This is a genomic window from Pseudomonas sp. ICMP22404 (assembly GCF_006227205.1).
Taxonomy (GTDB): Bacteria; Pseudomonadota; Gammaproteobacteria; order Pseudomonadales; family Pseudomonadaceae; genus Aquipseudomonas.
Map to the genome: position 1 here is coordinate 476,309 of NZ_VCNG01000003.1, position 22,643 is coordinate 498,951.

The 22,643-nt window shown below is 63.4% G+C and carries 23 protein-coding genes; 7 read left to right on the top strand and 16 right to left on the bottom strand.

Annotated features, from left to right (window positions below):
• The first annotated feature begins 131 nt into the window (after positions 1-131).
• The 3 genes from FGE05_RS08015 (at position 132) to FGE05_RS08025 (ending at position 3,767) form a co-directional block, all read left to right on the top strand.
• Positions 132-1,931, top strand: a complete 1,800-nt coding sequence (locus tag FGE05_RS08015) for a HAMP domain-containing protein (protein ID WP_139643508.1) — start codon at positions 132-134, stop codon at positions 1,929-1,931.
• Positions 1,928-2,575 carry a two-component system response regulator NarL gene (gene narL, locus FGE05_RS08020; RefSeq protein ID WP_139643511.1) on the top strand — a complete coding sequence of 216 codons (648 nt, stop codon included), beginning with the start codon at positions 1,928-1,930 and terminating at the stop codon, positions 2,573-2,575. The genes FGE05_RS08015 and narL overlap by 4 nt, the downstream gene beginning before the upstream one ends.
• 514 nt (positions 2,576-3,089) lie before the next feature.
• The gene (locus FGE05_RS08025) at positions 3,090-3,767 is read left to right on the top strand and encodes a Crp/Fnr family transcriptional regulator (RefSeq protein ID WP_139643514.1); all 678 of its coding nucleotides are present in this window, start codon (positions 3,090-3,092) and stop codon (positions 3,765-3,767) included.
• Positions 3,768-3,830: 63 nt separating this feature from the next.
• On the opposite strand, the gene FGE05_RS08030 is transcribed toward FGE05_RS08025, so the two are convergent.
• The 8 genes from FGE05_RS08030 to norR form a co-directional block, all read right to left on the bottom strand.
• On the bottom strand, positions 3,831-4,208 hold the full coding sequence (locus tag FGE05_RS08030) for a putative zinc-binding protein (RefSeq protein WP_139643517.1): 378 nt from the start codon (positions 4,206-4,208) through the stop codon (positions 3,831-3,833).
• 1 nt (position 4,209) lies between these two features.
• Positions 4,210-4,683, bottom strand: coding sequence for an SCP2 domain-containing protein (locus FGE05_RS08035; RefSeq protein ID WP_047702858.1), 474 nt, complete (start codon positions 4,681-4,683; stop codon positions 4,210-4,212).
• A complete protein-coding gene (locus FGE05_RS08040) occupies positions 4,677-5,567 on the bottom strand; it encodes a U32 family peptidase (protein WP_139643520.1) in 891 nt (296 codons plus the stop codon). The genes FGE05_RS08035 and FGE05_RS08040 overlap by 7 nt, the downstream gene beginning before the upstream one ends.
• A gap of 10 nt (positions 5,568-5,577) precedes the next feature.
• Positions 5,578-6,573 (bottom strand): peptidase U32 family protein, encoded by a 996-nt coding sequence (locus tag FGE05_RS08045; protein ID WP_139643523.1) that lies wholly within the window; start codon positions 6,571-6,573, stop codon positions 5,578-5,580.
• Positions 6,574-6,654: 81 nt separating this feature from the next.
• Positions 6,655-7,902: a gephyrin-like molybdotransferase Glp gene (gene glp, locus FGE05_RS08050; protein ID WP_139643525.1), complete on the bottom strand. Its 1,248-nt coding sequence runs from the start codon at positions 7,900-7,902 to the stop codon at positions 6,655-6,657.
• On the bottom strand, positions 7,899-8,453 hold the full coding sequence (gene moaB, locus FGE05_RS08055) for a molybdenum cofactor biosynthesis protein B (protein WP_139643527.1): 555 nt from the start codon (positions 8,451-8,453) through the stop codon (positions 7,899-7,901). Before moaB ends, glp begins: the two co-directional genes overlap by 4 nt.
• 88 nt (positions 8,454-8,541) lie before the next feature.
• On the bottom strand, positions 8,542-9,189 hold the full coding sequence (pdxH, locus tag FGE05_RS08060) for a pyridoxamine 5'-phosphate oxidase (RefSeq protein WP_139643530.1): 648 nt from the start codon (positions 9,187-9,189) through the stop codon (positions 8,542-8,544).
• 189 nt (positions 9,190-9,378) lie between these two features.
• Positions 9,379-10,911 (bottom strand): nitric oxide reductase transcriptional regulator NorR, encoded by a 1,533-nt coding sequence (norR, locus tag FGE05_RS08065; protein ID WP_139643533.1) that lies wholly within the window; start codon positions 10,909-10,911, stop codon positions 9,379-9,381.
• A 160-nt stretch (positions 10,912-11,071) separates the two neighbouring features.
• Between norR and ytfE the strand changes: the two genes are divergently transcribed.
• On the top strand, positions 11,072-11,749 hold the full coding sequence (gene ytfE, locus FGE05_RS08070; protein WP_139643538.1) for an iron-sulfur cluster repair protein YtfE: 678 nt from the start codon (positions 11,072-11,074) through the stop codon (positions 11,747-11,749).
• Positions 11,750-11,883: 134 nt separating this feature from the next.
• Here the strand turns inward: ytfE and FGE05_RS08075 are convergent, their stop codons facing one another.
• Positions 11,884-12,324, bottom strand: coding sequence for a hypothetical protein (locus FGE05_RS08075; RefSeq protein WP_139643541.1), 441 nt, complete (start codon positions 12,322-12,324; stop codon positions 11,884-11,886).
• Between the two features lie 22 nt (positions 12,325-12,346).
• Entirely contained in the window at positions 12,347-13,537 is a 1,191-nt protein-coding gene (locus tag FGE05_RS08080; protein WP_139643544.1) for an NnrS family protein, read from the bottom strand.
• A 573-nt stretch (positions 13,538-14,110) separates the two neighbouring features.
• On the opposite strand from FGE05_RS08080, the gene FGE05_RS08085 reads away from it, so the two are divergent.
• Complete coding sequence (locus tag FGE05_RS08085; protein WP_139643547.1) at positions 14,111-14,794, top strand: Crp/Fnr family transcriptional regulator; 684 nt, start codon at positions 14,111-14,113, stop codon at positions 14,792-14,794.
• A complete protein-coding gene (locus FGE05_RS08090) occupies positions 14,791-14,991 on the top strand; it encodes a protein DnrP (RefSeq protein ID WP_139643550.1) in 201 nt (66 codons plus the stop codon). Before FGE05_RS08085 ends, FGE05_RS08090 begins: the two co-directional genes overlap by 4 nt.
• 4 nt (positions 14,992-14,995) lie before the next feature.
• Here FGE05_RS08090 and FGE05_RS08095 read toward each other — a convergent pair whose 3' ends face one another.
• From FGE05_RS08095 to FGE05_RS08120, 6 genes are all read right to left on the bottom strand, one after another.
• Positions 14,996-16,834 carry a nitric oxide reductase activation protein NorD gene (locus FGE05_RS08095; RefSeq protein ID WP_139643552.1) on the bottom strand — a complete coding sequence of 613 codons (1,839 nt, stop codon included), beginning with the start codon at positions 16,832-16,834 and terminating at the stop codon, positions 14,996-14,998.
• Positions 16,835-17,014: 180 nt separating this feature from the next.
• Positions 17,015-18,442, bottom strand: coding sequence for a cbb3-type cytochrome c oxidase subunit I (locus FGE05_RS08100; RefSeq protein WP_139643557.1), 1,428 nt, complete (start codon positions 18,440-18,442; stop codon positions 17,015-17,017).
• A 3-nt stretch (positions 18,443-18,445) separates the two neighbouring features.
• Positions 18,446-18,886 carry a cytochrome c gene (locus FGE05_RS08105; protein WP_024779141.1) on the bottom strand — a complete coding sequence of 147 codons (441 nt, stop codon included), beginning with the start codon at positions 18,884-18,886 and terminating at the stop codon, positions 18,446-18,448.
• A 236-nt stretch (positions 18,887-19,122) separates the two neighbouring features.
• Positions 19,123-19,380, bottom strand: a complete 258-nt coding sequence (locus FGE05_RS08110) for a cytochrome C oxidase subunit IV family protein (RefSeq protein WP_139643559.1) — start codon at positions 19,378-19,380, stop codon at positions 19,123-19,125.
• A 12-nt stretch (positions 19,381-19,392) separates the two neighbouring features.
• Positions 19,393-19,977: a cytochrome c oxidase subunit 3 family protein gene (locus tag FGE05_RS08115; protein WP_139643562.1), complete on the bottom strand. Its 585-nt coding sequence runs from the start codon at positions 19,975-19,977 to the stop codon at positions 19,393-19,395.
• Positions 19,961-20,764 (bottom strand): CbbQ/NirQ/NorQ/GpvN family protein, encoded by an 804-nt coding sequence (locus FGE05_RS08120; protein ID WP_139643565.1) that lies wholly within the window; start codon positions 20,762-20,764, stop codon positions 19,961-19,963. The genes FGE05_RS08115 and FGE05_RS08120 overlap by 17 nt, the downstream gene beginning before the upstream one ends.
• Positions 20,765-21,073: 309 nt before the next feature.
• Between FGE05_RS08120 and nirS the strand changes: the two genes are divergently transcribed.
• The gene (gene nirS / locus FGE05_RS08125; protein ID WP_249776355.1) at positions 21,074-22,642 is read left to right on the top strand and encodes a nitrite reductase; all 1,569 of its coding nucleotides are present in this window, start codon (positions 21,074-21,076) and stop codon (positions 22,640-22,642) included.
• The last annotated feature ends 1 nt before the right edge of the window (position 22,643 follow it).

The window sequence follows — 22,643 nt, forward strand, 5'->3', positions numbered from 1 at the left end:
AGGCCGAAGCTTTTATCGAAACGGAACGGCCAACAACTCTTTAGAGGTAGTGCACCCAGGACGGCTGCAACACCCCTCGTCCGGGACGCTCCCATGCCAGGCTTGAACAGACTCTTCCAGGGCCAGCCACAATGATGAGCTGGCTGCGCAGCTCCCTGCCCGCGCGCGCCGGGGTCGCGGTGATTCTCATCGCCATCCTTGCCCTGGCCAGCTCCCTGAGCGCCGGCTTGATCGCCTGGTTCAGCCAGGGCGACGCAGCGGCGATCAACACCGCCGGCTCGGTGCGCATGGAGACCTACCACCTCAGCTGGAAACTGGCGGCCGGTGCCACCGGGGACATCGCCCCGATCATCGACAGCCTGCAACAACGCCTCGACAGCCCTTCCCTTCATGCCGTGCTGGAAGACGGCCCGACCACCGCCCTGCATCAGAGCTATCGCGACCTCCTGCAACGCTGGAACCAGACCCTTCGCCCTGCCGTCGAGCGCGGCGATTCGGCGTTTTTCCAGGCCAGCGCCGACTCGTTCGTCGAGCAACTGGACCAGTTCGTCACCCTGTTGCAACGCCAGAGCGAACACAAACAGGGCTGGCAACAGACGATCCAGGGCATGGCGCTGTTCAGCACCATGATCATCCTGCTCATTGGCCTGTACGAACTGCAATACAGCGTGGTCACGCCATTGCAGGAGCTGGTGGTCGCGACCCAGCGTTTTCGTCGTGGCGAATTCCAGGTGCGGGTCAATCACCAATCCGAAGATGAACTGGGCCAATTGGCGACCAGCTTCAATACCATGGCCGAAACCATCGAGCAGTCCCATCGCACCCTGGAAGATCAGGTTCGCCAGAAGACCCTGAACCTGCAGCACGCCAACGCCGCGTTGGAGTTGCTGTACCAAAGCAGTCGCAGCCTGGCCACCCGCCAGGCCAATGCCCAGGGCCTGGACGAATTGATCCAGCGCTTCCAGCAACGGCTCCCGGGCCTGCGCCTGTCGCTGTGCCTGCAGGGGCAGTTGCAGGCACCCGCGCGGCAACTGCTGGCCATTCATGGCGCCAACAACCGCGAGGTCTGCGCCAGCAGCGACTGCGCCACCTGCGAGAAACATCATGGCGCCCGCCCGCAAACTTTCAGCATCAGCAACCAGGGCAATGAGTTGGGAGAACTGAAGGCGCACTTTGTCGACGGACACGCAGCGCAGCCCTGGGAAACCGCATTGATCCAGGCCCTGGCCAACCTGATCGGCACGTCGCTGTCACTCAAGCGCCAACGCGAGCAGGACCATCGCCTGTTGCTGCTCGACGAGCGCACCATCATTGCCCGGGAACTGCACGACTCCCTGGCCCAGGCCCTGTCCTACATGAAGCTGCAAGTCAGTCGCATGCAGACCCTGATGCGTCGCGGCGAACCGGTGCAGACCCTGGAGACAGTCACTGGTGAGTTGCGCGAAGGTCTCAACAACGCCTACCGGCAGTTGCGCGAATTGCTCACCACCTTCCGCCTGCAGATCCATGACGACGGACTGATCCATGAGCTCAAGGAGACCGCCGAAGAGTTCTCTCACCGTGGCGATTTCCAGGTGCACCTGTTCGTCGACACCCTGGCCTTCGAGCTGTCGGCCAGCGAGCAGATCCACATCCTGCAGATCACCCGCGAAGCCTTGTCCAACTGCCTGCGCCATGCCCATGCCGAAAACGCCTGGCTGCAGTTGCGCCAGGAAGGCGAAACAGTACGGCTGTCGATCGAAGACGATGGCCGTGGTTTCAGCGGTGAGGTGGACCAGCGCGAGCACCACGGCCTGAACATCATGAACGAACGGGCCCGTAGCCTGCGCGGCCAGCTGCAGATCCTCTCCCGAACACCCCAGGGCACCCATATCCAGGTGCGCTTCCAACCGGAATTCCTGGGCCAACCCACCGAAGGCCTTGCTACATGAACGCTCCCCTGCGCCACACCCTGCTGCTGGTCGACGACCATCCGATGATGCGTCGCGGGATCCGCCAGATGCTTGAACTTGAAGATGATCTGCAGATAGCCGGCGAAGCCAGCCATGGCGAGGAAGCCCTGACGCTGATCGAGCCGCTCAAGCCCGATCTGGTGCTGCTGGACAACAACATGCCGCAGATGAACGGCATCGAGACCCTGCGCCGACTGCGGGCCATGCACTACAGCGGCAAGGTGCTGTTGTTCACGGTGTCCGACGCCGAGGACGACATCCGCGATGCCCTGCGTCTGGACGCCAATGGCTACCTGCTCAAGGACATGGAGCCCGAATTGCTGATCCAGTACATCCGCGACGCCCTGGGCGGAGCCCTGGTGATCAGTCCCGGCCTGACCCGCGTCATGGCCCAGGCCCTGCGCTCCCCGCCGCGCCAACCCGAAGTGGAACTGACCGAGCGCGAACGCCAGGTGCTCAAGACCATCGCCAGCGGCCACAGCAACAAGGTCATCGGGCACAAACTGGGCATCACCGAAGGCACGGTCAAGGTCCACGTCAAGAACCTGCTGCACAAGCTCGGCTTGCGCTCGCGGGTCGAGGCGGCGGTCTGGGCGATGGAGCATCTGCGCGGAGCCGGTTGAATCAGCTCCCCCACCTAGTGCTTGCAGGCAGTGTGTCTGACACAGATCCCCTGTGGGAGCGAGCCCTGCTCGCGATGGCGTCAGCACAGTCAACATCCCCGCAAGCAGACACACCGCTTTCGCGAGCAAGCCCGCTCCCACAGTAGTTTCTGGTGCCGGTTAGCTCTGCGTCCGACATAAGTCCCCTGTGGGAGCCAGGCTTGCCCGCGATGGCGTCAGCACAGCCAACATCCGGCCAGCTGACCCACCGCTATCGCGAGCAGGCTCGCTCCCACAGTAGTTCCGGGTTTCTGTTGGGTTTGTGTCTGACACAGATCCCCTGTGGGAGCGAGCCCTGCTCGCGATGGCGTCAGCACAGTCAACATCCCGGCAAGCAGACACACCGCTTTCGCGAGCAAACCCACAGAGGTTGAGTTCGCCATATGACCAATCCATCCCTCTTCAGAGGTAGGCCTGCCGAGGCATAGGCCGGCGACGCGAGGGGTTCTACCATGACGGTACGCGGAGGTACGCCATGCTGACTCACCCTTCCATCGTTCTAATGTTGCGCCGTCACCACTTATTCAGTCACTTGCCGGAGCGCGTCTTCGAAGACGTGTGCAACCTGGCCGTGCTCAAGCGCCTGGAGTGCAATGGCACGCTCATGCATCAGGGCGACCCGGCCAAACGGTTTTTCCTGCTGATCAGCGGCCAGGTCAAGTTGTTCCGGGTCACCGGCGAGGGCCAGGAGAACCTGGTGGAGATCATCCAGCCCGGCCAGACCTTCGCCGAGGCGCTGCTGTTCAGCCAGGCCCGTTGTTATCCGGTGAGCGCGGCCGCGATCAAGGACAGCGTGCTGGTGAGTATCGAAGGCACCCATTATCGCAAGGCCCTGGAAGACCAACCCAAGGTCTGCCTGGCGATTCTGGCGAGCATCAGCATGCATTTGCACCAGCGCCTCAAGGACATCGACAACCTGACCCTGGCCAGCGCCAGCCGGCGTGTCATCAATTTCCTGTTGCAGGAACGCGATCCCCGCGACGGCCAGGTGGTGCTGCAGGTTTCCAAGCGCTTGGTGGCCTCCAAGCTGGGCATCCAGCCGGAAACCTTCTCGCGCATTCTCCATCGCCTGGTGGACGGCGGCCTGATCGCCATGGAGCGGCGCAACATTCGCATCCTGGCCGAGGATGCGCTGGCGGACTATCAGCAATAGCGCAACGACGACAGTTCCTTGGCGAGTGAGCCTGCTCCCTCGCCAAGGATCATGTTGTGCTCTCTAGTCTGTCTCTGGCACACCCGCCATCATCGTCACCAGATATTCAAACAGCACCTCCCCCTGCTCATCCGTGCAATCAACCCCATACCGCTTGCGCAAGCCCAACTGACTCAGGATCACAGGCACATCCGCCTTCAACCCGTGTTGCTGCAAACAGCCCTGCACGCATTGCAAGGGGCAGCCGTCCAGCGCGATGATCCGCCGTCCCGAGCGTGCCTTGTTGACCAGCGCCGCGACATGCCCACCTACCCCGACGATGCAGGACATCTCGGCCAGGCCTGCGCGGTCCAGGCGCAGGGCGACGGTATTGGCCAGTTGGGCCACGTTGGAGCAGCCGGAGCAGGAGTACACCAGGGGCAAATCATCAAGTGCCTTCATCTCATCCCACCGTTGCCAGGCCTTTTCCCGCCCGCTCCAGGTTGCGCCACAACCAGGGCGGCAACACATCCGGGTCGAGACTGTCGATCAGGTTCTTCAGTGCCAACCCCAGTTCGGTATCGCCTTCGATGACCAACCGCCGTCGGAAGAACAGCGTATCGGGGTCTTCCTGGCGGCTGGCCAGCAACAGGAACTCGCGCCAGTTGCCGCTGATGGTGACCTGGGCTTCGGCCCGTTCGGCAATGCGTAGCCCTTCGCGCCCCAGCGTCAGATACCAGCGCAAGCCCAGGTCAGGCACTCGCAGGCACAGCCAGCGATCACGCAGCACATCGAACCCGCCATCGCGCAGCGGTTCGGCCAGGCACCGATTGAGCGCCTGCTGTAACGCCAGTCGCTGGACCACGAACGGCACCTTGCCGATCAGCGGCAGCAAACGGTCGGCGCCTTTGAGCATCCACTTCTTCGGACTCAGCACAGCCCCGCCTCCTCTACTTTCAGCATGCCGGCGTGACCATGCCAGTAGCCGTTACATCCTTCCACAAACAAAGGTGGCGCCTCGCCCCGGCGGACCCGGTCGAAGGCACTGACCACCTCGGCCATGCCCTGGGCCCGCGGGCTCAGGCGCAGCACGTCGGCACCGCATGCCTGCAGGGCGCTGTAATCGGCCAGCAGGTTGCTCACCTCGCCAGACATGGTCTGGATGCCGTTGAGGGTGAACAGTTGCTGGCCTTCCTGGCTGCTCAACGCCAGGCCGTCGGGGTAGTTGATGCAACAGAACTGGCAGTCGTCCTTGGGCCGGTTTTCCGCCCGGGCGGTGAAGCAGCGCGCCGAGTAAGCCAGGGGCAGATGACCGTAGGCGAAGATTTCCAGCTCGGGTACGTCGCGATCCATTTCCCGCACTTGCTCCAGCACATCGCTGACCAGCGCCGCCGAACACTCCACCGGCGGCACCCAGCGGATCATGCCGCTGTCGAGCAACTGCGCCAGGGCGTGACCGTTGTACAGGTTCAGCGCCGGGCCAGCGACAAACGGCAGTTTGCGCTCGGACAGCACTTGCACGGCGCCCATGTCGTTGGCCTCCACCAGCAATTGGCCGTTGTCGCACAGGCGACGCAACGTGGAAAACTCCGAGGCTGCCTCAATCAGCGTCAGACTCGACAGCACGATCTGGGCCTGGCTGCACGCCTGTAGTTCACGCGCCAACCCCAGCCATTGGTCCAGGGAAAAGGCCCGGCGCTTGGAGCACACCGTTTCCCCCAGGTAGATCACATCCAGCGGCAAGGCCGACATCTCGGCGTAGAAATTTCCCAGTTGTGTTTTGTCCCAGTAGAACAGGACCGGTCCCAGGCTGAGCTTCATCTGGCCTTCCTCATTGCCATGATCGATGGTAGGCGCCCAGGGTGGTCTGGCTGCCTTCCGACAGACCGGCCAGCACCTGGCGCCATTCTTCGCGAACGCGGAAACGCTGCGGCGCGGCCCGGTGAGCATCCAGCGCGGCGCGCCAGACCCGGGTCACTTGTTCCACGTAGGCCGGGCTGCGCTGGCGGCCTTCGATTTTCACCGCCTCGACGCCGATGGCCGTCAGCTCCGGCAGCAGGTCCAGGGTGTCCAGGCTGGTGGGCTCTTCCAACGCATGGAAGCGCTTGCCGCCCACCAGGAAGCGGCCCTTGCACAGGGTCGGGTAACCGGCCGACTCCTGTGGGGTGTAGCGGTCGATCAGCACTTCGCTCAAGCGTGCGCTCAGCCCCTCGGCGTCTTCACTCCAGCGCACGGCCTTCGCCGGCGAGCAGACGCCACAGAGATTCGGTGATTCGCCGGTGATGTAAGAGGAAAGGTGGCAACGTCCCTCGGCCATGATGCACAGGCTGCCGAAGCCGAAGACCTCGATGGGCACCGGGCTGCCCGCCGCCACCTGCCGGACCTGGGCCAGGGACAGCACCCGAGGCAACACCGCACGGCGGATGCCATAGCGTTGGGCGTAGAACGCCAGCGCGGCGGCGTGGGTCGCCGAGCCTTGGACGGACAGGTGCAGCGCCAGGTTCGGATGGCGCTGGCTGGCGTAGCCGAGCACGCCGGGGTCGGCGGCGATCAGGGCGTCCACGCCGAAATCGGCGGCACGATCCACCGCTCGTTGCCAGCGTTCCCACCCCTTGGGTTGCGGGTAGGTGTTGACGGCGACATAGAGCTTGCGTTGATGCTGGCGGATGTGTGCGACAGCTGCGTCGAACTGTTTGTCGTCCATGTTCAGCCCGGCGAAATGCCGGGCATTGGTGTCATCGCGAAAGCCGACATAGACGGCATCGGCGCCTTGGCGCACCGCCGCTTTGAGGGCAGGCAGATTCCCTGCCGGGCAAACCAATTGCATGGGGCATCCTCGTGAGAAAACCTGGGGCGCCGCCAGTCTAGCCAGCCGTCAGCCGGCGACCTTGACGGCAATCAATTGCCGTCAATGCATCAGCTCGGCGAACGGCAGGTACATCACCCGGTCGTGCTTGTGCACCTGCGCCTCGCACTCCACCACCGCCAGTCCATCGGCCCAGCAGGCGGCGGTCAACATGGCTGAGCTTTGCTGAGGGTGCGGCACCACGCACAGATGACCTTCGGCGTCCGGCACCAGCCGGGCCCGCAGGTACTGGCGGCGACGATTGCGTTGCAACCAGTCGAAACCGGCCGGCAAGTGCAAGGGCACGGGCAATACCTGATTCATGCCTTGGGCGCGGAACAGAAACGGACGCACCACCACCAGCGCCGTGATCAGCGCCGCCGACGGATTACCCGGCAAGCCGATCCAGGGGGTACCGGCCACCTCGCCGAAGGCCAGGGGTTTGCCCGGCTGTATCGCCAGGCGCCAGAGGTCGATGCTGCCGAGACGCTCGATGGCTTGCTTGAGATGGTCTTCCTCGCCCACGGAGACGCCGCCGGAGGTCAGCAGCACGTCGCAGTCAGCGGCTGCCAGGCCCAGCGCCTGCTGGCTGGCCTGGAGTCGATCGGGCATGACGCCGAAGTCATGCACCTCGAAACCCCAGCCACGCAACAAGGCGGCAATACTGCGGCGGTTGCTGTTATAGATCTGCCCTGGCGCCAAGGGCTCCCCCGGCTCACGCAGTTCGTCGCCGCTGCTGAGCAGGACGACCCGCAATGGACGATAGACCTCCACCTGAGCGATCCCGGCGCCGGCCAGCAGCCCCAGCTCCTGGGCCCGCAAGCGAGTACCGGCCTCGAACAATCGTTCGCCTCGGCGCAGCTCTTCACCCTCCTTGCGCACATGGTCGCCTTGGCTGACCGACGGCACCCAGACCCGCTCGCCCTCCTCCCGGCAGCTCTCCTGGGGTACTACGGTGTCGGCACCCGGCGGCACTGGTGCGCCGGTGAAAATCCGTACCGCCTGGCCTTCCCGCAACGGCTCACCCGGCCCGTCGCCGGCGGCGATTCGCCCCCTCAACGCCAGGTATCCCCCGGCGGGAGACAGATCGGCGGCCCGCAGCGCGTAACCGTCCATGGCGCTGTTGTCCCAGGCAGGCAGGTTCATCGGGCAAAGCACATCGGCAGCCAGCACACGACCCAGGGCCTGGTCCAGGCCGATCCGCTGGATCGGTGGTGGCGGCGGTGCCTGGTCGAGCAGGTGACGGATGGCTTCATCCACCGGCATCAGCGTACCGCTGTCGCACGCCGATCCACATACGCGGCCGCTCATGAGCGCGTCTCGCAGGCCACCGGCTCGACGCCCGCCTGGGGCTTGAGATGAGGGGTGAAGTTGCACGGCCCGGTGCGACTGTCCAACTGCTCGGCCAGGATCTGCTCCCAACCAGTCCGGCAAGCGCCCGGCGAACCCGGCAGACAGCACACCAGCACGCCGTTGCTCATGCCGGCCAATGCGCGGGATTGCAGGCTGGACATACCAATCTCCTCCAGCGAGACCTGACGGAACAATTCGCCAAAGCCGTCCACCTGCTTGTCCAGCAACGGTGCCACCGCTTGTGGCGTGTTATCGCGGGCGGTGAAACCGGTGCCGCCAGTCATCAATACCACTTGCACCTTGGGGTCGGCGATCCACTGCGAAACCTGGGCGCGGATCTGGTAGATGTCGTCTTTCACCAGCCCCCGGTCGATCAATACGTGACCGGCAGTCTGCAGCTGATCGACGAGGGTCTGGCCGGAGGTGTCGGTGTCGAAGCTGCGGGTATCGCTGATGGTGAGCACCGCAATGTTCAGCGGTTGGAAGAGGCGTTGCGTCAGATGGGCCATGATCAGCCGTCCTGTCAGAAAAGATGGCCCAGCCTGAACCGCAATCCGTGCCGGGCCTATTCCTCCATGGAGGTACCTCCCCTGGCGCTCAGGGCGCCAGGCGGCTGCACTGCCAGTCGCCAACCTGCCGGCGATAGTCGAGACGGTCATGCAAGCGATCGGGGCGACCCTGCCAGAATTCCAGCCGCTCCGGTCGCAGGCAATAGCCGCCCCAATATCCGGGGCGCGGCACCGCTTGGCCGGCGAAGCGTTGCTCGGCGTGTGCCAGCAAGCGCTCCAACGCGGCACGATTGTCCAGCGGTTGGCTTTGCGGCGACGCCCATGCTCCAAGCTGGCTAGCCAGTGGGCGTGAATGGAAATAGGCATCCGACAGTGCCGGGTCGAGTCGGCGGACTTGCCCTTCGATGCGCACCTGACGTTCCAGGCCCGGCCAGAAGAAGGTCATCGCCGCCCAGGGGTTGACTGCCAGATCCTGGCCCTTGCCACTGTCGTAGTTGCCAAAGAACGTGAAACCGTCTTCGCCGAAGCCCTTGAGCAGCAGCACCCGGGCATGGGGACGGCCCTGCTCGTCCACAGTGGACAGGACCATGCTGTTGGCCTCGACCGGCGGGCTTTCGGTTTCCCGGGCCTGTTGCATCCATAGCCCGAACAGCGCCAGCGGATCATCGGGGACATGGGCTTCGTCCAGGCCTTCGCGGGTGTACTGGCGGCGCATGTTTGCCAGGGACAGGGGCATGAGAGTGATCTCCACAGGGGTTTGGCCCAGTGTGGGTGCTATGACGTGGGCCGACCTTGATCGTCGTCAATGCGGGTTCCTGTGGTGATCTTGCCGACGCTATCGCGAGCAGGCTCGCTCCCACAGGATTTGCGCAGAACCTGTGGGAGCGAGCCCGCTCGCGATGGCAGCAACGCGGTCCCCCAGACTCTACTTGAGCCCCAACCGCCGCGCCAGTTTATGCAGGTTGCTCGGGTCCACCTCCAACAGCCGAGCCGCCCCGGCCCAATTCTGCCCGCAACGGTCCAGGGCCTGGAGAATCGCCTGGCGCTGGCACGCATCGACGGTTTCGCTCAAGGGCTGGAGCGGCGCATCGATCAACGCCTCGGGCTGTTCGAGCAGAACCCGTGCACCGGAGACACTGGCATTGACGTCGAGGTCCAGCACCTGTGGTTCGAGCGTCATGATCAAGCTGCGACTGGCGCCCCGGCTGAGCTGCTTCAGTGCCGCGCGGCTGATCACATGCTCCAGCTCCCGCACGTTGCCCGGCCAGCTATACGCCAGCAGCGCCTGCTCGGCGGCAGGAGACAGGCGCAAGCCGCGCAAACCCAGTCGCGTGCGGTTCAGTTCGAGAAAATGCCCCGCCAGCATCAGCACGTCGTGACCGCGCTCGCGCAGCGGCGGAATCGGCACCGGATAGACTGAGAGGCGGTGATACAGGTCGGCGCGAAACAACCCGTCGCGAATGCTGTCGGGCAGATGTCGGTTGGTGGCGGCGATGATCCGTACATCGACGTGCAGCGGCTTATCCGCGCCCAGGCGCTGGATCTCGCCGTTTTGTAGCGTGCGCAGCAACTTGGCCTGCACGCTCAGCGGCAACTCACCGACCTCATCGAGAAACAGCGTGCCGCCATTGGCCGCATCGAAACGCCCGGCGCGGTCGGTGGTCGCACCGGAAAACGCGCCTTTGACGTGACCGAACAACTCGCTTTCCGCCAGGGATTCCGGCAATGCCGCGCAATTGACCTGAATCAGTGGCTTGTGACTGCGCCGGGACAGCCTGTGCAGGCGCCGCGCGAACAGCTCCTTGCCGACGCCGGTTTCCCCCAGCAGCAACACCGGCAGTTCGGAATCGGCCAGGACGTCCAGTTCGTTGAGCAACTGTTGCAGGCCCTCGCTGCGACCGAGGACCTCGCCCTCTTCGACGGGCAAGTGCAGGTCCGGCGAATCGCTACGCGAAGCCCGCAGACTGCGGTTCTCCTGCTCCAGCCGGGTCACCCGCACCGCCGCCTCGATCTGCAGGGTGCAACGCTTGAGTTCCTCGCGGGCACGGCTGTCGAAGGTGCCGGCGTGCAACGCATCCAGGGTGATCGCCCCCCAGAGGCGCCCTTCCACGTACAGACTTACCCCCATGCAGTCGTGCACCGGCAGCGGTTCACCGACGTGGTGATCGAGCAAGCCGTCATAAGGGTCCGGCAATCGACTGTCGGGCTCGAACCAGGTGGGCTCGCGTGAGGCCATGATTGCCGCGAGGCGCGGATGCTGGGCAATCACGAAACGACGGCCCAGTGCCTCATGGACCAAGCCAACGGTGGCTACGGGCCGGAGGCTGCCATCGTCCAGGCGCAGCAACCCCACGGCACCACTGTTGAAATATTCGCGCAGGGTCTGCACCAGACGCTGCAACCGCACGGCATTGGGCAACTCGACGATCAGGTCGGCGGACAGGCTTTCACGCAGCATGGTAATGATGACCCTCCAGGGTTGGTTTGACCCTTTCCCACTCGGGTCATAATCACCCGATAACGAAATAAATACTTTTAATATCAATCAGTTAAAAATGGCACGTCGGCTGCAATGCCGAATCATCTGTCCCTAGCGGGATTCAACCCAAGGAAACATGATGAGCCTCGAACTGCTGGAACAAAGCCTGGGCCAATTGGCCTGCGACATTCCCGGTGCCACCCGTACCTTCCATCATTACAGCCTCGATTTCTGTTGCGGCGGGCAAAAGACCTTGCGTGAAGCCGCGCTGGGCAAAGGCCTGAACCCGCTGCTGATCGCCGACGCCCTCAAGACGCTACGAGCCGCCGGGGAGCTAGGCCATGACTGGCGCGACGAACCCCAGGCTAAGCTGATCGCTCACATCCTGGAGCGCTACCACGCCCGCCACCGTGAACAACTGCCGGAACTGATCCGCCTGGCTCGCCGCGTCGAGCAGGTGCATGGTGCCCGCCCCAGCTGCCCGAATGGCCTGGCCGATCACCTCCAGGACCTGTATCAGGAACTCGAAGGCCACATGCTCAAGGAAGAACAGGTGCTCTTTCCAATGCTGCAACAAGGCCTCGGCGAACGGGCCTCGGCGCCGATCCAGGTACTGCGCTACGAACATGACCAGCATGGCGAGGCCCTGGAAACCATGCTCGCCCTGACCGACCAGATCACCCCGCCCGCCGACGCCTGCAACACCTGGCGCGCCTTGTATCGCGGCCTGGTGGAACTGCGTGACGACCTGATGCAGCACATTCACCTGGAAAACAACGTGTTGTTCGTCAAGGCGATGAGCCCTTCCAACCACTAGCCCACCAACCCCTGACCCTGTGGGAGCGAGCCTGCTCGCGATAGCGGTCGGTCAGTTGACTCAGCGCTGACTGACCCTCCGCTATCGCGAGCAGGCTCGCTCCCACAGAAGAATCCTCCACTACCTGCGTTTAGTCAGAACTGCCAGTAGAACATCCCCTTCGCCAGCACAACGATCACCAGCATATGCCCCAGGATGCTGCGTCGCAGCCAGCAGGCACGGGCCGGGTTCAGGCGGCCGCGCTTGAGCCAGTAGGCCAGCAGCAGGTAGTGCCCGACGATGCTCAGGGCCAGCAGGATCTTCAGGCTCAGCAGCAGGCCGAAGCTGCTGCTCAGCGGCTGGCTCAACGCCCCGCGATGCTGCCAGGCCAGGCCGATGCCGGCGCCGTACAACAACAGCACCACACCATGCAACACCCGGCGCGAACGCTGGGCGATGGCCTGGTCGGCGGCATCCCGGGTGCCTTGGGCCAGTGGCCGGCGGGCGGTGTGCCAGATGCAGACCTCGAAGAACAACGTGCCAATGAAAGCAATGGCCGCCAACAGATGCGTGACCAGCAGGACCCCATACATCATCGATCGTCTCCGTTCATTCGGCTCATCCCGGATGCCCATCCACCCGAGCCCGGCAGAGCATTGGCCCATAACGCCAGGCATAGAGCCCGAACGCCAGCGTCCAGCACAACCCCGCCAGCCACAACGCGCCCAACGGGAATACCAGCACCAGCAACACCCGGCTCAGGCAGGCCAGATTGAGCAGGATGAACGCCAGGGTCATGCCCAGCGGCGGTTCCAGAGGACGCCCGGTATGGCCAAGGCTGACGCGGGCAATCATCGCCAGGATCAGTCCGGCCATGGCGCCGATGGTCAGGCTGTGCACCGCCAGGCTCGGGTTCAGCGGCGCACCGAAATGCCACAGCGCCATGCCCAGGCAAGCCAACGCCAGCCAGGCGTAGGCCAGGTGCAACGACCACAGCAGCGGCACCCGCCACAAATCCCGATCATGCCAACGGATCAAGCGAATCCCATGTCCCGTCGCCAGTGCGGCAAACACCAGGCCGGTCCAGGCATTGGCCGACAACGCCGCACCGCTGGCATAGAGCAGCGCCACCAGGGCCGAACCGGCCAACAGCAATCGATCGAGCCACGGCCAGGGCGCAACGCCCTTGACGCGCCCCAATCCGCGCTGGGTAAAGAACGGAATCACCCGTCCGCCGATCAGCCCCATCATCGCCGCCACCAGCCACAGGCCGGTGAGCACGCTTTGTCGTTGCACGCCGTCATCCTGTTGAACCAGGCCGTACACAGACAACCCATCGGCGGCGGCCAACAACAGCAACACCAGCACGATCGGGTAATTGCGCTTCTGCCGCACGCGCCATAGCGTGACGCCCATCAGCGCCGCCACCGCCAGGGCGAAACCCACTTCCAGTACCGCCAGCAACGGCCAGGGTGCATCGACCAGCCAGGCCAGCCGCGCCCCCAGCCACACCAGCGCCAATGCCACCAGGCGCTTGCCGCTGAGCCCTGGCGTCCCCGTCCAGGTCTGCACCGCCGTCAGCAGGAACCCGGCGATGATCGCCAGGCCGAAGCCGAACAACAGCTCATGACGGTGCCAGGCCAACCAGCCTCCCGCCGGTTGCCAGACCGACAGCCGCCCGCTGAACACCGCCAGCCACAACGGCACGACACACAACGCAAGCACACAGCCGGCGAGGAAAAACGGCCGGAACGCCAGACGCCATAAAGGCAGGATGGCCATGGCCTTGCGACGGTCAAGCACTTGCATACTTCACTCCTTAACCCCTCCCGGGAATGGCCCAGGGACGAGGGTCCACAATCAGATCCGAATGATCGGCTATCGGTCCCGACGGGGCTTGTCTCAGATCAAGCAAGCCCTCGGCGGTCCGCTTCGAGCGGGGACTTGCAAGGGGCTTGCCGAAACCGCACGAAGCGCGTTCCCCCTTCTAAAGAACAACCTCTTTCCCCTGTGGAAGCGAGCCTGCTCGCGATAGCGGCCTGGCAGTTGGCATCGAGTCGGCTGACACACCGCTATCGCGAGCAGGCTCGCTCCCACAGGCGGACAGGGTATTTATGACCGTTTCGTGGTTATTTTTACCCGGCAAGGCCGAGGTAGTTTTGACCCTGATCAACGGAAACCGCCGACACACAAGGCCGGCAAGCATGGCCCGGCTCTTGCTCAGGCACGGCATACCCCTTTTGCCGAGAACCCCATGAAACATGTCGCCCTCCCACTCGTCTGGTTCCTCCTGCTCTCCTGCGTCGTGGCGCTCGCCAGCAACCTGTCGCTCAACCTCGTCTGACCCCTACCGATTTTTCGCTTACCACAAGGATTCACGCCATGGTGCTCCACCGCGTCCATCACCAGATTCTGCGCAGTCATCATCTGTTCGAACCGCTCAATGACGAACAGCTCGACGAACTGATGGGTTCCAGCCAATTGCTGAACATCGACAAAGGCGACCCGCTGTTTCGCCAAGGGGAACCGGCGCAGGCGTTTTACTTCGTGATTGCCGGAGCCGTGAAAATCTATCGCCTGACCCCGGACGGCCAGGAGAAAGTGTTCGAAGTGATTGGCGAGCGCCAGACGTTCGCCGAAGCCATGATGCTGATGGACACATCCAACTACGTCGCGTCCGCCGATGCCGTCTGCCCGACCCAGTTGTATCGCCTCTCCAACGCCACCTACATACGGCTCTTGCAAAGCAACAGCCGGCTGACCTTTGCCCTGCTCGGCAAGCTCTGCGTGCGCCTGCACCAGCGGGTCAACGAGATCGAAACCCTGTCGCTGAAAAACGCCACGCACCGCGTGGTGCGCTACCTGCTGACGCAACTGGTTCGCCTGCAGACCGTGGACAGCCAGTTCGAACTGCCAATGGCCAAGCAGTTGATCGCCGGCCACCTGTCCATCCAGCCGGAAACCTTCTCGCGGATCATCCGGCGGCTGATCGACGAAAAGATCATCACCCAGGACGGCCGCCAGATCGCCATTCTCGACCGCCTGCGCCTGGAGCAGTTCGAATGAGCGCCCAGGCCACTTGCTTGTACTGCCAACAGGCCAACCCGGCGGATGAACCCGAGTGTCGCCAATGCGGCATGCCCTTGCCGGACAGCACCGCGGTAGCCACGGAGCGCCGGTTGCGACGCTTCACCTGGTTTTGCGTCGGGTTGACGATTTTCTGCATCGTCATGTTCTTCTGGTTACCCCGCGACATCGTCTGAGGCCTTAGTCCTGGGTCAATTGCCGGTACAACTGCGGCAGACGCAGCGGCAGCTGTTCGGGCTGGCGGATCAAGGTGTAGCCGTTGCCGCCGAACATGTACGGCAAGTAGTCCCCCGCTTCGCGATCGATGGTGATGCAGAACGGCGTCAGTCCCTGGCGCCGCGCTTCCAGCACGGCCTGGCGGGTGTCCTCCACGCCGTAGCGTCCTTCGTAGAGGTCCAGGTCGTTGGGTTTGCCATCACTGAGCAGCAACAGCAGTTTGCGCCGCCGCTTGCAGCCCGCCAGCCGTTGTGTGGCCTGGCGGATCGCCGCGCCCATGCGCGTGTAGTAGCCGGGCTTGAGCGCCTGGATACGGCCACGGGTGTGGTCGTCGTAGCGTTGATTAAAGGCCTTGAGCTCATGCATCCGCACATGATGGCGGCGCAACGACGAGAAGCCGTACAACGCGAAATCGTCCCCGAGTACCGACAGGGTTTCACCGAACAGCAGCAAGCTGTCGCGGATCACATCGATCACTCGGTGCTCGTCGTTGAGGTGGGCGTCGGTGGACATCGACAGGTCGGCCAGCAACAGGCAGGCCAGGTCGCGACGGGTCTGGCGCTGCTCGATGAACAAGCCGCGCTCGCTGCATTGGCCGTGCTGGCGCTCGACGTGGAAATCCAGCCAGGCCTGCAAGTCCAGCTCCGAGCCCTGGGTTTGCTGGCGCAACCATTGTCGGTCGTTACGCAGGTGTTCGAACTGGCGACGCAAGCGCTGGGCCGGCGTTCGCAGGCATGACGGCAGGGGCTGGAGTTCGCAATCCCTGGGAATGAAGGTTTGCAGGCTGACGAAGTCGTCCTGCAGGCGATGCTTGCGATAGTCCCATTCCGGCAGCCGGATGCCTTCGCCCAATGGCACGTCATCCACATCCGCCGGCGGCAGGTCCAGGTGCAGCTTCAAGCCGCCGCCCTTGCGCAACCGTGTGCGCGACAGGGTCAACTGGTCCAGGTCTTCGGCGACCCGTGCCGCGTTTGGGTCCTCGCTGTCGTCGGACCAGCGATCCAGGTCCACGTGCTCGGTCCAACTGAACAGGTTTTCCAGGCGAACGATCAGCAGCCCTCCGTCCCGGGTGGTTTCGTCGATCCGCTCGGCGCGTTTGCGTCCGCCCTGCTGCTCACCCGGCGGGGTCGCCAAGTATTGCTCGGATTCCTCAAGATTGCCGGTCTGGGGATTGCCCAAATGCCGGGGTGGATACAGCCACAGCGGTAACGGCCAGGCCGCCCGTTCGCTGCGGGGAAAATGCTCGACACTGCCGGGGTCGCGCAAGGCCTGGCACAGGGCACGCTCCAGCAAGGCTTCGTCCGGGTTCAACTCCGCCGGATCGGGGCGCAGGGACAGGTGTGCCTCCATCAGCCGCCGATAGCGAGGACGTAACGCCGGGTAGCGCCGCAACACGACTTGGGTCCAACGCTGATTGTCCCGCCCCCAGTGTTTCATCGGCCCCGACTGCGCGGCCAGCAAGGCCAGCCAGCGATACAGCTCTTCGTTCAAGCCGGCATCGGGAAACACCGCCAGGCTCGCGGGCAGACGCAAGTTATCAGCATCGCACCAGGCCAGCGGCGTTTGTTTGCAGGTGCCGGCGATCTGCTGGAGCAGGTTGCGGCGCAACAGCAGGTCGCGATCACTGACCGCCTCAACCCCCTGGTGACGAGCGCCGCCGGTGGCGTGAAACAGCACTTGCAGGGATCGCTGCCGATCACTCAGCTCAACCCGTGCCTCGGGAAAATCGGCACTGGCACGCCGCGTGATGAAACGGTGCCAGACACTGCCGACCCACTCTTCCAGTTCGAGGGTGAATGCCACGGTTATTCTCCTCTTGTGGCGAGGGGATTTATCCCCGTTGGGCTGCGCAGCAGCCCTTAGATCCACCGCTGAGGTGTGTCAGGCAGACTGCAATTCAGATTTTTTGGGTCTGCTGCGCAGCCCAGCGGGGATAAATCCCCTCGCCACAAATCATGGGCCGGTTTCAGTGGTTGTGATCACTCACGAAGACACCACCGCTGCCGGAATGCGTTGAGCCGCACGCCCGCGCTGCCTGAAGCTCAACAGATAGCAGAGCAACCCCAGCAGGAAGCCAACCCCGCTGACCAGCCGTGCCCAGAACAGCGGACGCAAGTGGTCGGTCGTGGCCATGAATGGCAGGGCACTGCCGTCCGCCGCCCAGCGTTGCAACCACACCTGGACAATACCGGCCGCAGTGAGGAACAAGGTGATCATCACCATCGACAAGGTCATCAGCCAGAAGCCCCAGATTTCCAGGCGCTGGGAGCGCTCGTCCGCCGCCTCGCCCAGACCGCGCAAACGAGGCATGGCGTAGCTGATCAACGTCATTACGATCATCGCGTAGGCTCCGTAGAAGGCCAGGTGGCCGTGGGCCGCCGTCAGCTGCGAACCGTGGGTGTAGTAGTTGACCGGTGCCAGGGTGTGCAGAAAACCCCATACCCCCGCGCCGAAGAACGCGGTGACCGTGGTGCCTTTGGCCCACAAGGTCGCGGCGCGGTTCGGGTGCTGCCGGCGACGGTTTCTTACCATGCTGAACGCGAAGATCACCATCGCCAGGAACGGCAGCGGCTCCATTGCCGAGAAGATCGAACCCACCCACAGCCAAACCTCCGGCGCGCCGATCCAGAAGAAGTGGTGACCGGTGCCGATGATCCCGGTGATCAAGGCCATGGCGATGATCACGTAGAGCCATTTCTCCACCACTTCCCGGTCCACGCCGGTGACCTTGATCAGCACGAAGGCAAGCATCGCGCCCATGATCAGCTCCCAGACGCCTTCGACCCACAGGTGCACCACCCACCACCAGTAGAATTTGTCGCGGGCCAGGTTCTCCGGGTTGTAGAAGGAGAACAGGAAGAACACCGCCAGGCCGATCAGGCCAGTCATCATCACCATGCTGACGGTGGTCTTGCGCCCTTTGAGCAGGGTCATGCCGATGTTGTAGAGAAAGCCCAGGCACACCACCACGATGCCCATCTTGGTGATGGTCGGCTGCTCCAGGAACTCGCGGCCCATGGTCGGCAGCAGGTCGTTGCCGGTGATCCTGGCCAAGGTGGCGTAAGGCACCGACAGGTAACCCAGGATGGTCAGCACCCCGGCCGCGGCGAACACCCAGAACAGCACCCGCGCCAGCATCGGGCTGTGCAGCTCGCGGTCGGCCTCCTCCGGTATCAGGTAGTAGGCCGCGCCCATAAAGCCGAACAGCAGCCAGACGATCAGCAGGTTGGTGTGGACCATGCGGGCCACGTTGAAAGGAATCAGCGGGAACAGGAAGTCGCCGACCACGTATTGCAGCCCCATGATCAAACCGAACAGCACCTGCCCCAGGAACAGCATCAGGGCAAACACGAAGTAGGGTTTGGCGACGGCCTGCGAGGCGAATTTCAGATGCGGATTAGCCATGCTCATCTCTCAGCCCTCCTTGTTTGGCGGCCAGCCATTGGTATTGATCTTCGAACTCCACTTGAGGAACTCGGCGATGTCGTCGACCTCCTGCTCGCTCAGGTGGAACTGCGGCATGGCCCGGCGCCCGGGTACCCCCAGGGGTTGCATTTTCATCCAGGCCTGCAGGAACGGCTTGAAGGCTTCCTCGCCGCCGCGGCGGTTGACCACGTTGCCCAGCTCCGGCGCGAAGTACGCGCCCTCGCCCAGCAGCGTGTGGCAGCCGATGCAGTTGTTGCGCTCCCAGACGCCCTTGCCGCGTATCACCGATTCAGTCAATTGCGCCTGGTTGCTGCGCTCCGGAAAGGTCTGTTCCGTGTGGTAGGTCAGGGCCAGGAATATCAGGAAAAAGAACACGCTTCCCCCGAAATAAATATTCCTGGCCATGCCTTTGGTGAAGGTATCTGACATGGTCACTTCCTCATTGCTTGGCGTGTTCATTCTAGGAAGCGAGGGGCCTGGAACCGCTTGATGGCGATCAAGAATCTCCGATGGTTTTAGTGGGTTGTTCCGGGTAGATGAGCTTAATCGTTTTGATCGTTCCCACACTCCTGCGTGGGAACGCCGTCAGGGACGCTCCGCGTTCCGCTTTTGGAAGGTGACGCAGAGCGTCACGGGATGCATTCCCACGCAGAGCGTGGGAACGATCAGCTCGTGAATGAGATGACGATCCCTATAACGGTCGCCAACACCACCGCCCAACTCAACACCAACCACCGCCACAATCGCGGCGCATGGCGCAGCTCCATGAAGCCGTCGGCGATCAGCCAGGCCTTGGTGACCGCCACGCTGAGCAGGGCAACGGAGACGACAGCGGAACCGGCGAACTGGCCCAGGGCGACGGTACCGCCGCTCAGCACGGCCAATGCCGTCCAGCAAAGAATCAGAACAAGGGAATTCGACACGAGCGCCTCGGCTCAATCCAGGATGTAGACCAGTGGAAACAGCAGCACCCACACCAGGTCCACCATGTGCCAGTACAACACGCCGGACTCCAGGCCGCTGTACTGCCGGGCACCATAGCGCCGTCGCCGACAGACCTCGGCCAACCAGCCGAGGATCATCATGCCCAGCAGTACGTGGAGGAAATGGAACGCGGTAAGGATCCAGTACAAGGTGAAGAAGGTATTGTGCTCAAGGCCCAGGCCACTGGCCGAGAGATGGGCATATTCGCTGAGCTTGATACCCACATAGCCTGATGCAAACAGCAACGCCACGCACAGGAGCAGAGCACTCCGGCGCGGCCGATCCAGCTTGATCTGCTCCAAGGCCAGCGCGGCGAACAGCCCGGCGGTCAGCAGGCTCAGCGTCATCGCCAGCCCCGTGGAGCGATCCAACAATTGCCGGCCTTCGCTGAAGATTTGCGGATACAACGCCTGGGCGACGGCAAACGCCAACATCAGCAGCGCGAACACCGAGAGCTCGGCGAGAATGAAGAACCACATCGCCAGATCCCCCGGCAGACGCCGGGGCATAACAGTGGTTTCAGCCGAAGTGGACATCGACCACATCCATCAAGGCGGCGACGGTCTGCGGATCATCACTCAACGGCTCGGCCAGACAGGCCAGGCAGGCCTGGCGCGGATTCATGCCGGCGCCGATCATCCGCGCGGCGAAAATCAACAGGCGGGTCGAGGCCACTTCTTCCAGGTCATGCTGATCGAGCCTGCGTAAAGCCTGGCCCAAGCGTACCACCTGGGCGGCCAGCTCCAGGTTCACGCCCGCCTCACGGGCGACGATACGTTCTTCATCCGCCACGGACGGATAGCCGAAACGCATCGCCACGAAACGCTGGCGCGTGCTGGGCTTCATGCCCTTGAGCAGGTTCTGATAGCCCGGGTTGTAAGACACCACCAGCATGAAGGATCGAGGTGCCTGGAGCACTTCGCCGGTGCGCTCCAGGTACAACTGCCGACGGTCGTCGGCCAGCGGGTGCAACACCACTGCGGTGTCTTGCCGTGCCTCGACCACCTCGTCCAGATAACAGATGCCGCCCTCGCGCACCGCCCGGGTCAGCGGCCCGTCCTGCCACCAGGTGCCCTGGGCGCCGATCAGGTGGCGGCCCACCAGGTCGGCGGCGCTCAGGTCATCGTGGCAAGCCACGGTGTACAGCGGCAGTTTCAGGCGGTGGGCCATGTGCTGGACAAAACGGGTCTTACCGCAGCCCGTCGGCCCCTTGATCAGCACCGGCATGCCGTGCTGCCAGGCCTGTTCGAACAGTGCCTGTTCGTTGTCCTGGGGTTGATAGAAGGGTTCGTCCGGATGGGGTGAGAGCAGACTCAGGTTCATGGCGTGTCCTGCGCGAACAATACGATTGCCGCTCACGCTACGGGGCCCTGCGACAACCTGGCAAGGCGCTCGGCGGGCAAACTTGATCGACGTCAAGCGAGTAATCAGCGACCAGGGAATAGCCTTGCATCGCACCCGGAACCTGCGCGCCGAACATCCATTACAGCGCAGCGCGGGTCATGCCTGAGGAGAAATGGAATGCTGATCAGCCACAAAAAATCGTGGGTCTTGAGGGTCACGGCGCTGTGTACGGCGCTGGTGGCGCCCCACGCCTTCGCCGACCAATCCGCCGCCCCGGACCAACCGCGCATGGTCAAGACCGAAGGCGCGCCGGATCTGAGCCAGGCCGACTTCGACGCGGCCAAGGAAATCTACTTCCAGCGCTGCGCCGGCTGCCATGGCGTCCTGCGCAAGGGCGCCACCGGCAAACCGCTGACCCCGGACATCACCCAGGCACGTGGCCAGGCCTACCTGGAAGCGCTGATCACCTACGGCTCGGCCGCCGGCATGCCGAACTGGGGCACCTCCAATGCGCTGACCAAAGACCAGATCACGGTGATGGCCAAGTTCATCCAGCACACCCCGCCGACGCCACCGGAATGGGGCATGGCGGAAACCCTCAAGACCTGGAAAGTGCTGGTCAAGCCTGAGGATCGGCCGACCCGGCAGCTCAACAGCCTCAACCTGCAGAACCTGTTTTCCGTCACCCTGCGCGATGACGGCAAGATCGCCTTGATCGATGGCGACACCAAGAAAATCGTCAAGCTGATCGACACCGGCTACGCGGTGCATATTTCCCGCATCTCCGCCTCGGGACGCTACCTGCTGGTGATCGGCCGGGACGCCAAGATCGACATGATCGACCTGTGGCCGAAAGAGCCGACCAAGGTCGCGGAAATCAAGGTGGGCATTGAGGCCCGCTCGGTGGAAACCTCCAAGTTCAAGGGTTACGAAGACAAGTACACCATCGCCGGCTCCTACTGGCCGCCGCAGTTCACCATCATGGACGGCGAGACCCTGGAGCCGAAGCAGATCGTCTCGACCCGAGGCATGACCGTCGACACCCAGCAATACCATCCCGAGCCGCGTGTGGCGGCCATCATCGCCTCTCACGAATGGCCGGAGTTCATCGTCAACGTCAAGGAAACCGGCAAGGTGATGCTGGTCAATTACCAGGACATCAAGAACCTCACCATCACCAGCATCGACGCCGCGCCATTCCTCCATGACGGCGGTTGGGACAGCAGCCATCGCTACTTCATGACGGCGGCCAACAACTCCAACAAGGTGGCGGTGATCGACTCCAAGGAGCGCAAGCTCACCGCCTTGGTGGACGTCGGCAAGACCCCGCATCCGGGGCGCGGCGCCAACTTCAATCATCCGCTGTACGGGCCGGTCTGGGCCACCAGTCACCTGGGCGATGCCGGGGTTTCGATGATCGGGACCGACCCGCTCAAGCACCCTCAATATGCCTGGAAACAGGTCGGCTCGCTGCAGGGCCAGGGCGGCGGTTCGCTATTCATCAAGACCCATCCCCAGTCCCGTCACCTGTATGTCGACACCACCTTGAGCCCCGACGCCAAGCTCAGCCAGTCGGTGGCGGTGTTCGACATCGACAAGCTCGACGCCGGCTACACCGTGCTGCCGATTGCCGAGTACGCGGGCATCAAGAAAGGCGCCCTGCGCGTGGTGCAACCGGAATACAACAAGGCCGGCGACGAGGTCTGGTTTTCGGTCTGGAGCGGCCAGGAGGACGAGTCGGCACTGGTGGTGATCGACGACAAGACCCTCAAGGTCAAGGACGTGATCAAGGACAAGCGCCTGATCACCCCGACCGGGAAATTCAACGTCTACAACACCCAACATGACATCTATTGAG

Bases quoted from the DNA above. Each gene is read 5' to 3' on its own strand.
- narL (WP_139643511.1), top strand. From the start codon at position 1,928: ATGAACGCTCCCCTGCGCCACACCCTGCTGCTGGTCGACGACCATCCG.
- moaB (WP_139643527.1), bottom strand. From the start codon at position 8,453: ATGGCCCATCTGACGCAACGCCTCTTCCAACCGCTGAACATTGCGGTG.
- FGE05_RS08120 (WP_139643565.1), bottom strand. From the start codon at position 20,764: ATGAACCTGAGTCTGCTCTCACCCCATCCGGACGAACCCTTCTATCAA.
- FGE05_RS08030 (WP_139643517.1), bottom strand. From the start codon at position 4,208: ATGAAGGCACTTGATGATTTGCCCCTGGTGTACTCCTGCTCCGGCTGC.
- FGE05_RS08100 (WP_139643557.1), bottom strand. From the start codon at position 18,442: ATGAGCATGGCTAATCCGCATCTGAAATTCGCCTCGCAGGCCGTCGCC.
- nirS (WP_249776355.1), top strand. From the start codon at position 21,074: ATGGTCAAGACCGAAGGCGCGCCGGATCTGAGCCAGGCCGACTTCGAC.
- FGE05_RS08040 (WP_139643520.1), bottom strand. From the start codon at position 5,567: ATGAAGCTCAGCCTGGGACCGGTCCTGTTCTACTGGGACAAAACACAA.
- FGE05_RS08045 (WP_139643523.1), bottom strand. From the start codon at position 6,573: ATGCAATTGGTTTGCCCGGCAGGGAATCTGCCTGCCCTCAAAGCGGCG.
- FGE05_RS08085 (WP_139643547.1), top strand. From the start codon at position 14,111: ATGGTGCTCCACCGCGTCCATCACCAGATTCTGCGCAGTCATCATCTG.
- norR (WP_139643533.1), bottom strand. From the start codon at position 10,911: ATGCTGCGTGAAAGCCTGTCCGCCGACCTGATCGTCGAGTTGCCCAAT.
- glp (WP_139643525.1), bottom strand. From the start codon at position 7,902: ATGAGCGGCCGCGTATGTGGATCGGCGTGCGACAGCGGTACGCTGATG.
- FGE05_RS08075 (WP_139643541.1), bottom strand. From the start codon at position 12,324: ATGATGTATGGGGTCCTGCTGGTCACGCATCTGTTGGCGGCCATTGCT.
- FGE05_RS08090 (WP_139643550.1), top strand. From the start codon at position 14,791: ATGAGCGCCCAGGCCACTTGCTTGTACTGCCAACAGGCCAACCCGGCG.
- pdxH (WP_139643530.1), bottom strand. From the start codon at position 9,189: ATGCCCCTGTCCCTGGCAAACATGCGCCGCCAGTACACCCGCGAAGGC.
- FGE05_RS08025 (WP_139643514.1), top strand. From the start codon at position 3,090: ATGCTGACTCACCCTTCCATCGTTCTAATGTTGCGCCGTCACCACTTA.
- FGE05_RS08115 (WP_139643562.1), bottom strand. From the start codon at position 19,977: ATGTCCACTTCGGCTGAAACCACTGTTATGCCCCGGCGTCTGCCGGGG.
- FGE05_RS08105 (WP_024779141.1), bottom strand. From the start codon at position 18,886: ATGTCAGATACCTTCACCAAAGGCATGGCCAGGAATATTTATTTCGGG.
- ytfE (WP_139643538.1), top strand. From the start codon at position 11,072: ATGAGCCTCGAACTGCTGGAACAAAGCCTGGGCCAATTGGCCTGCGAC.
- FGE05_RS08015 (WP_139643508.1), top strand. From the start codon at position 132: ATGATGAGCTGGCTGCGCAGCTCCCTGCCCGCGCGCGCCGGGGTCGCG.
- FGE05_RS08080 (WP_139643544.1), bottom strand. From the start codon at position 13,537: ATGCAAGTGCTTGACCGTCGCAAGGCCATGGCCATCCTGCCTTTATGG.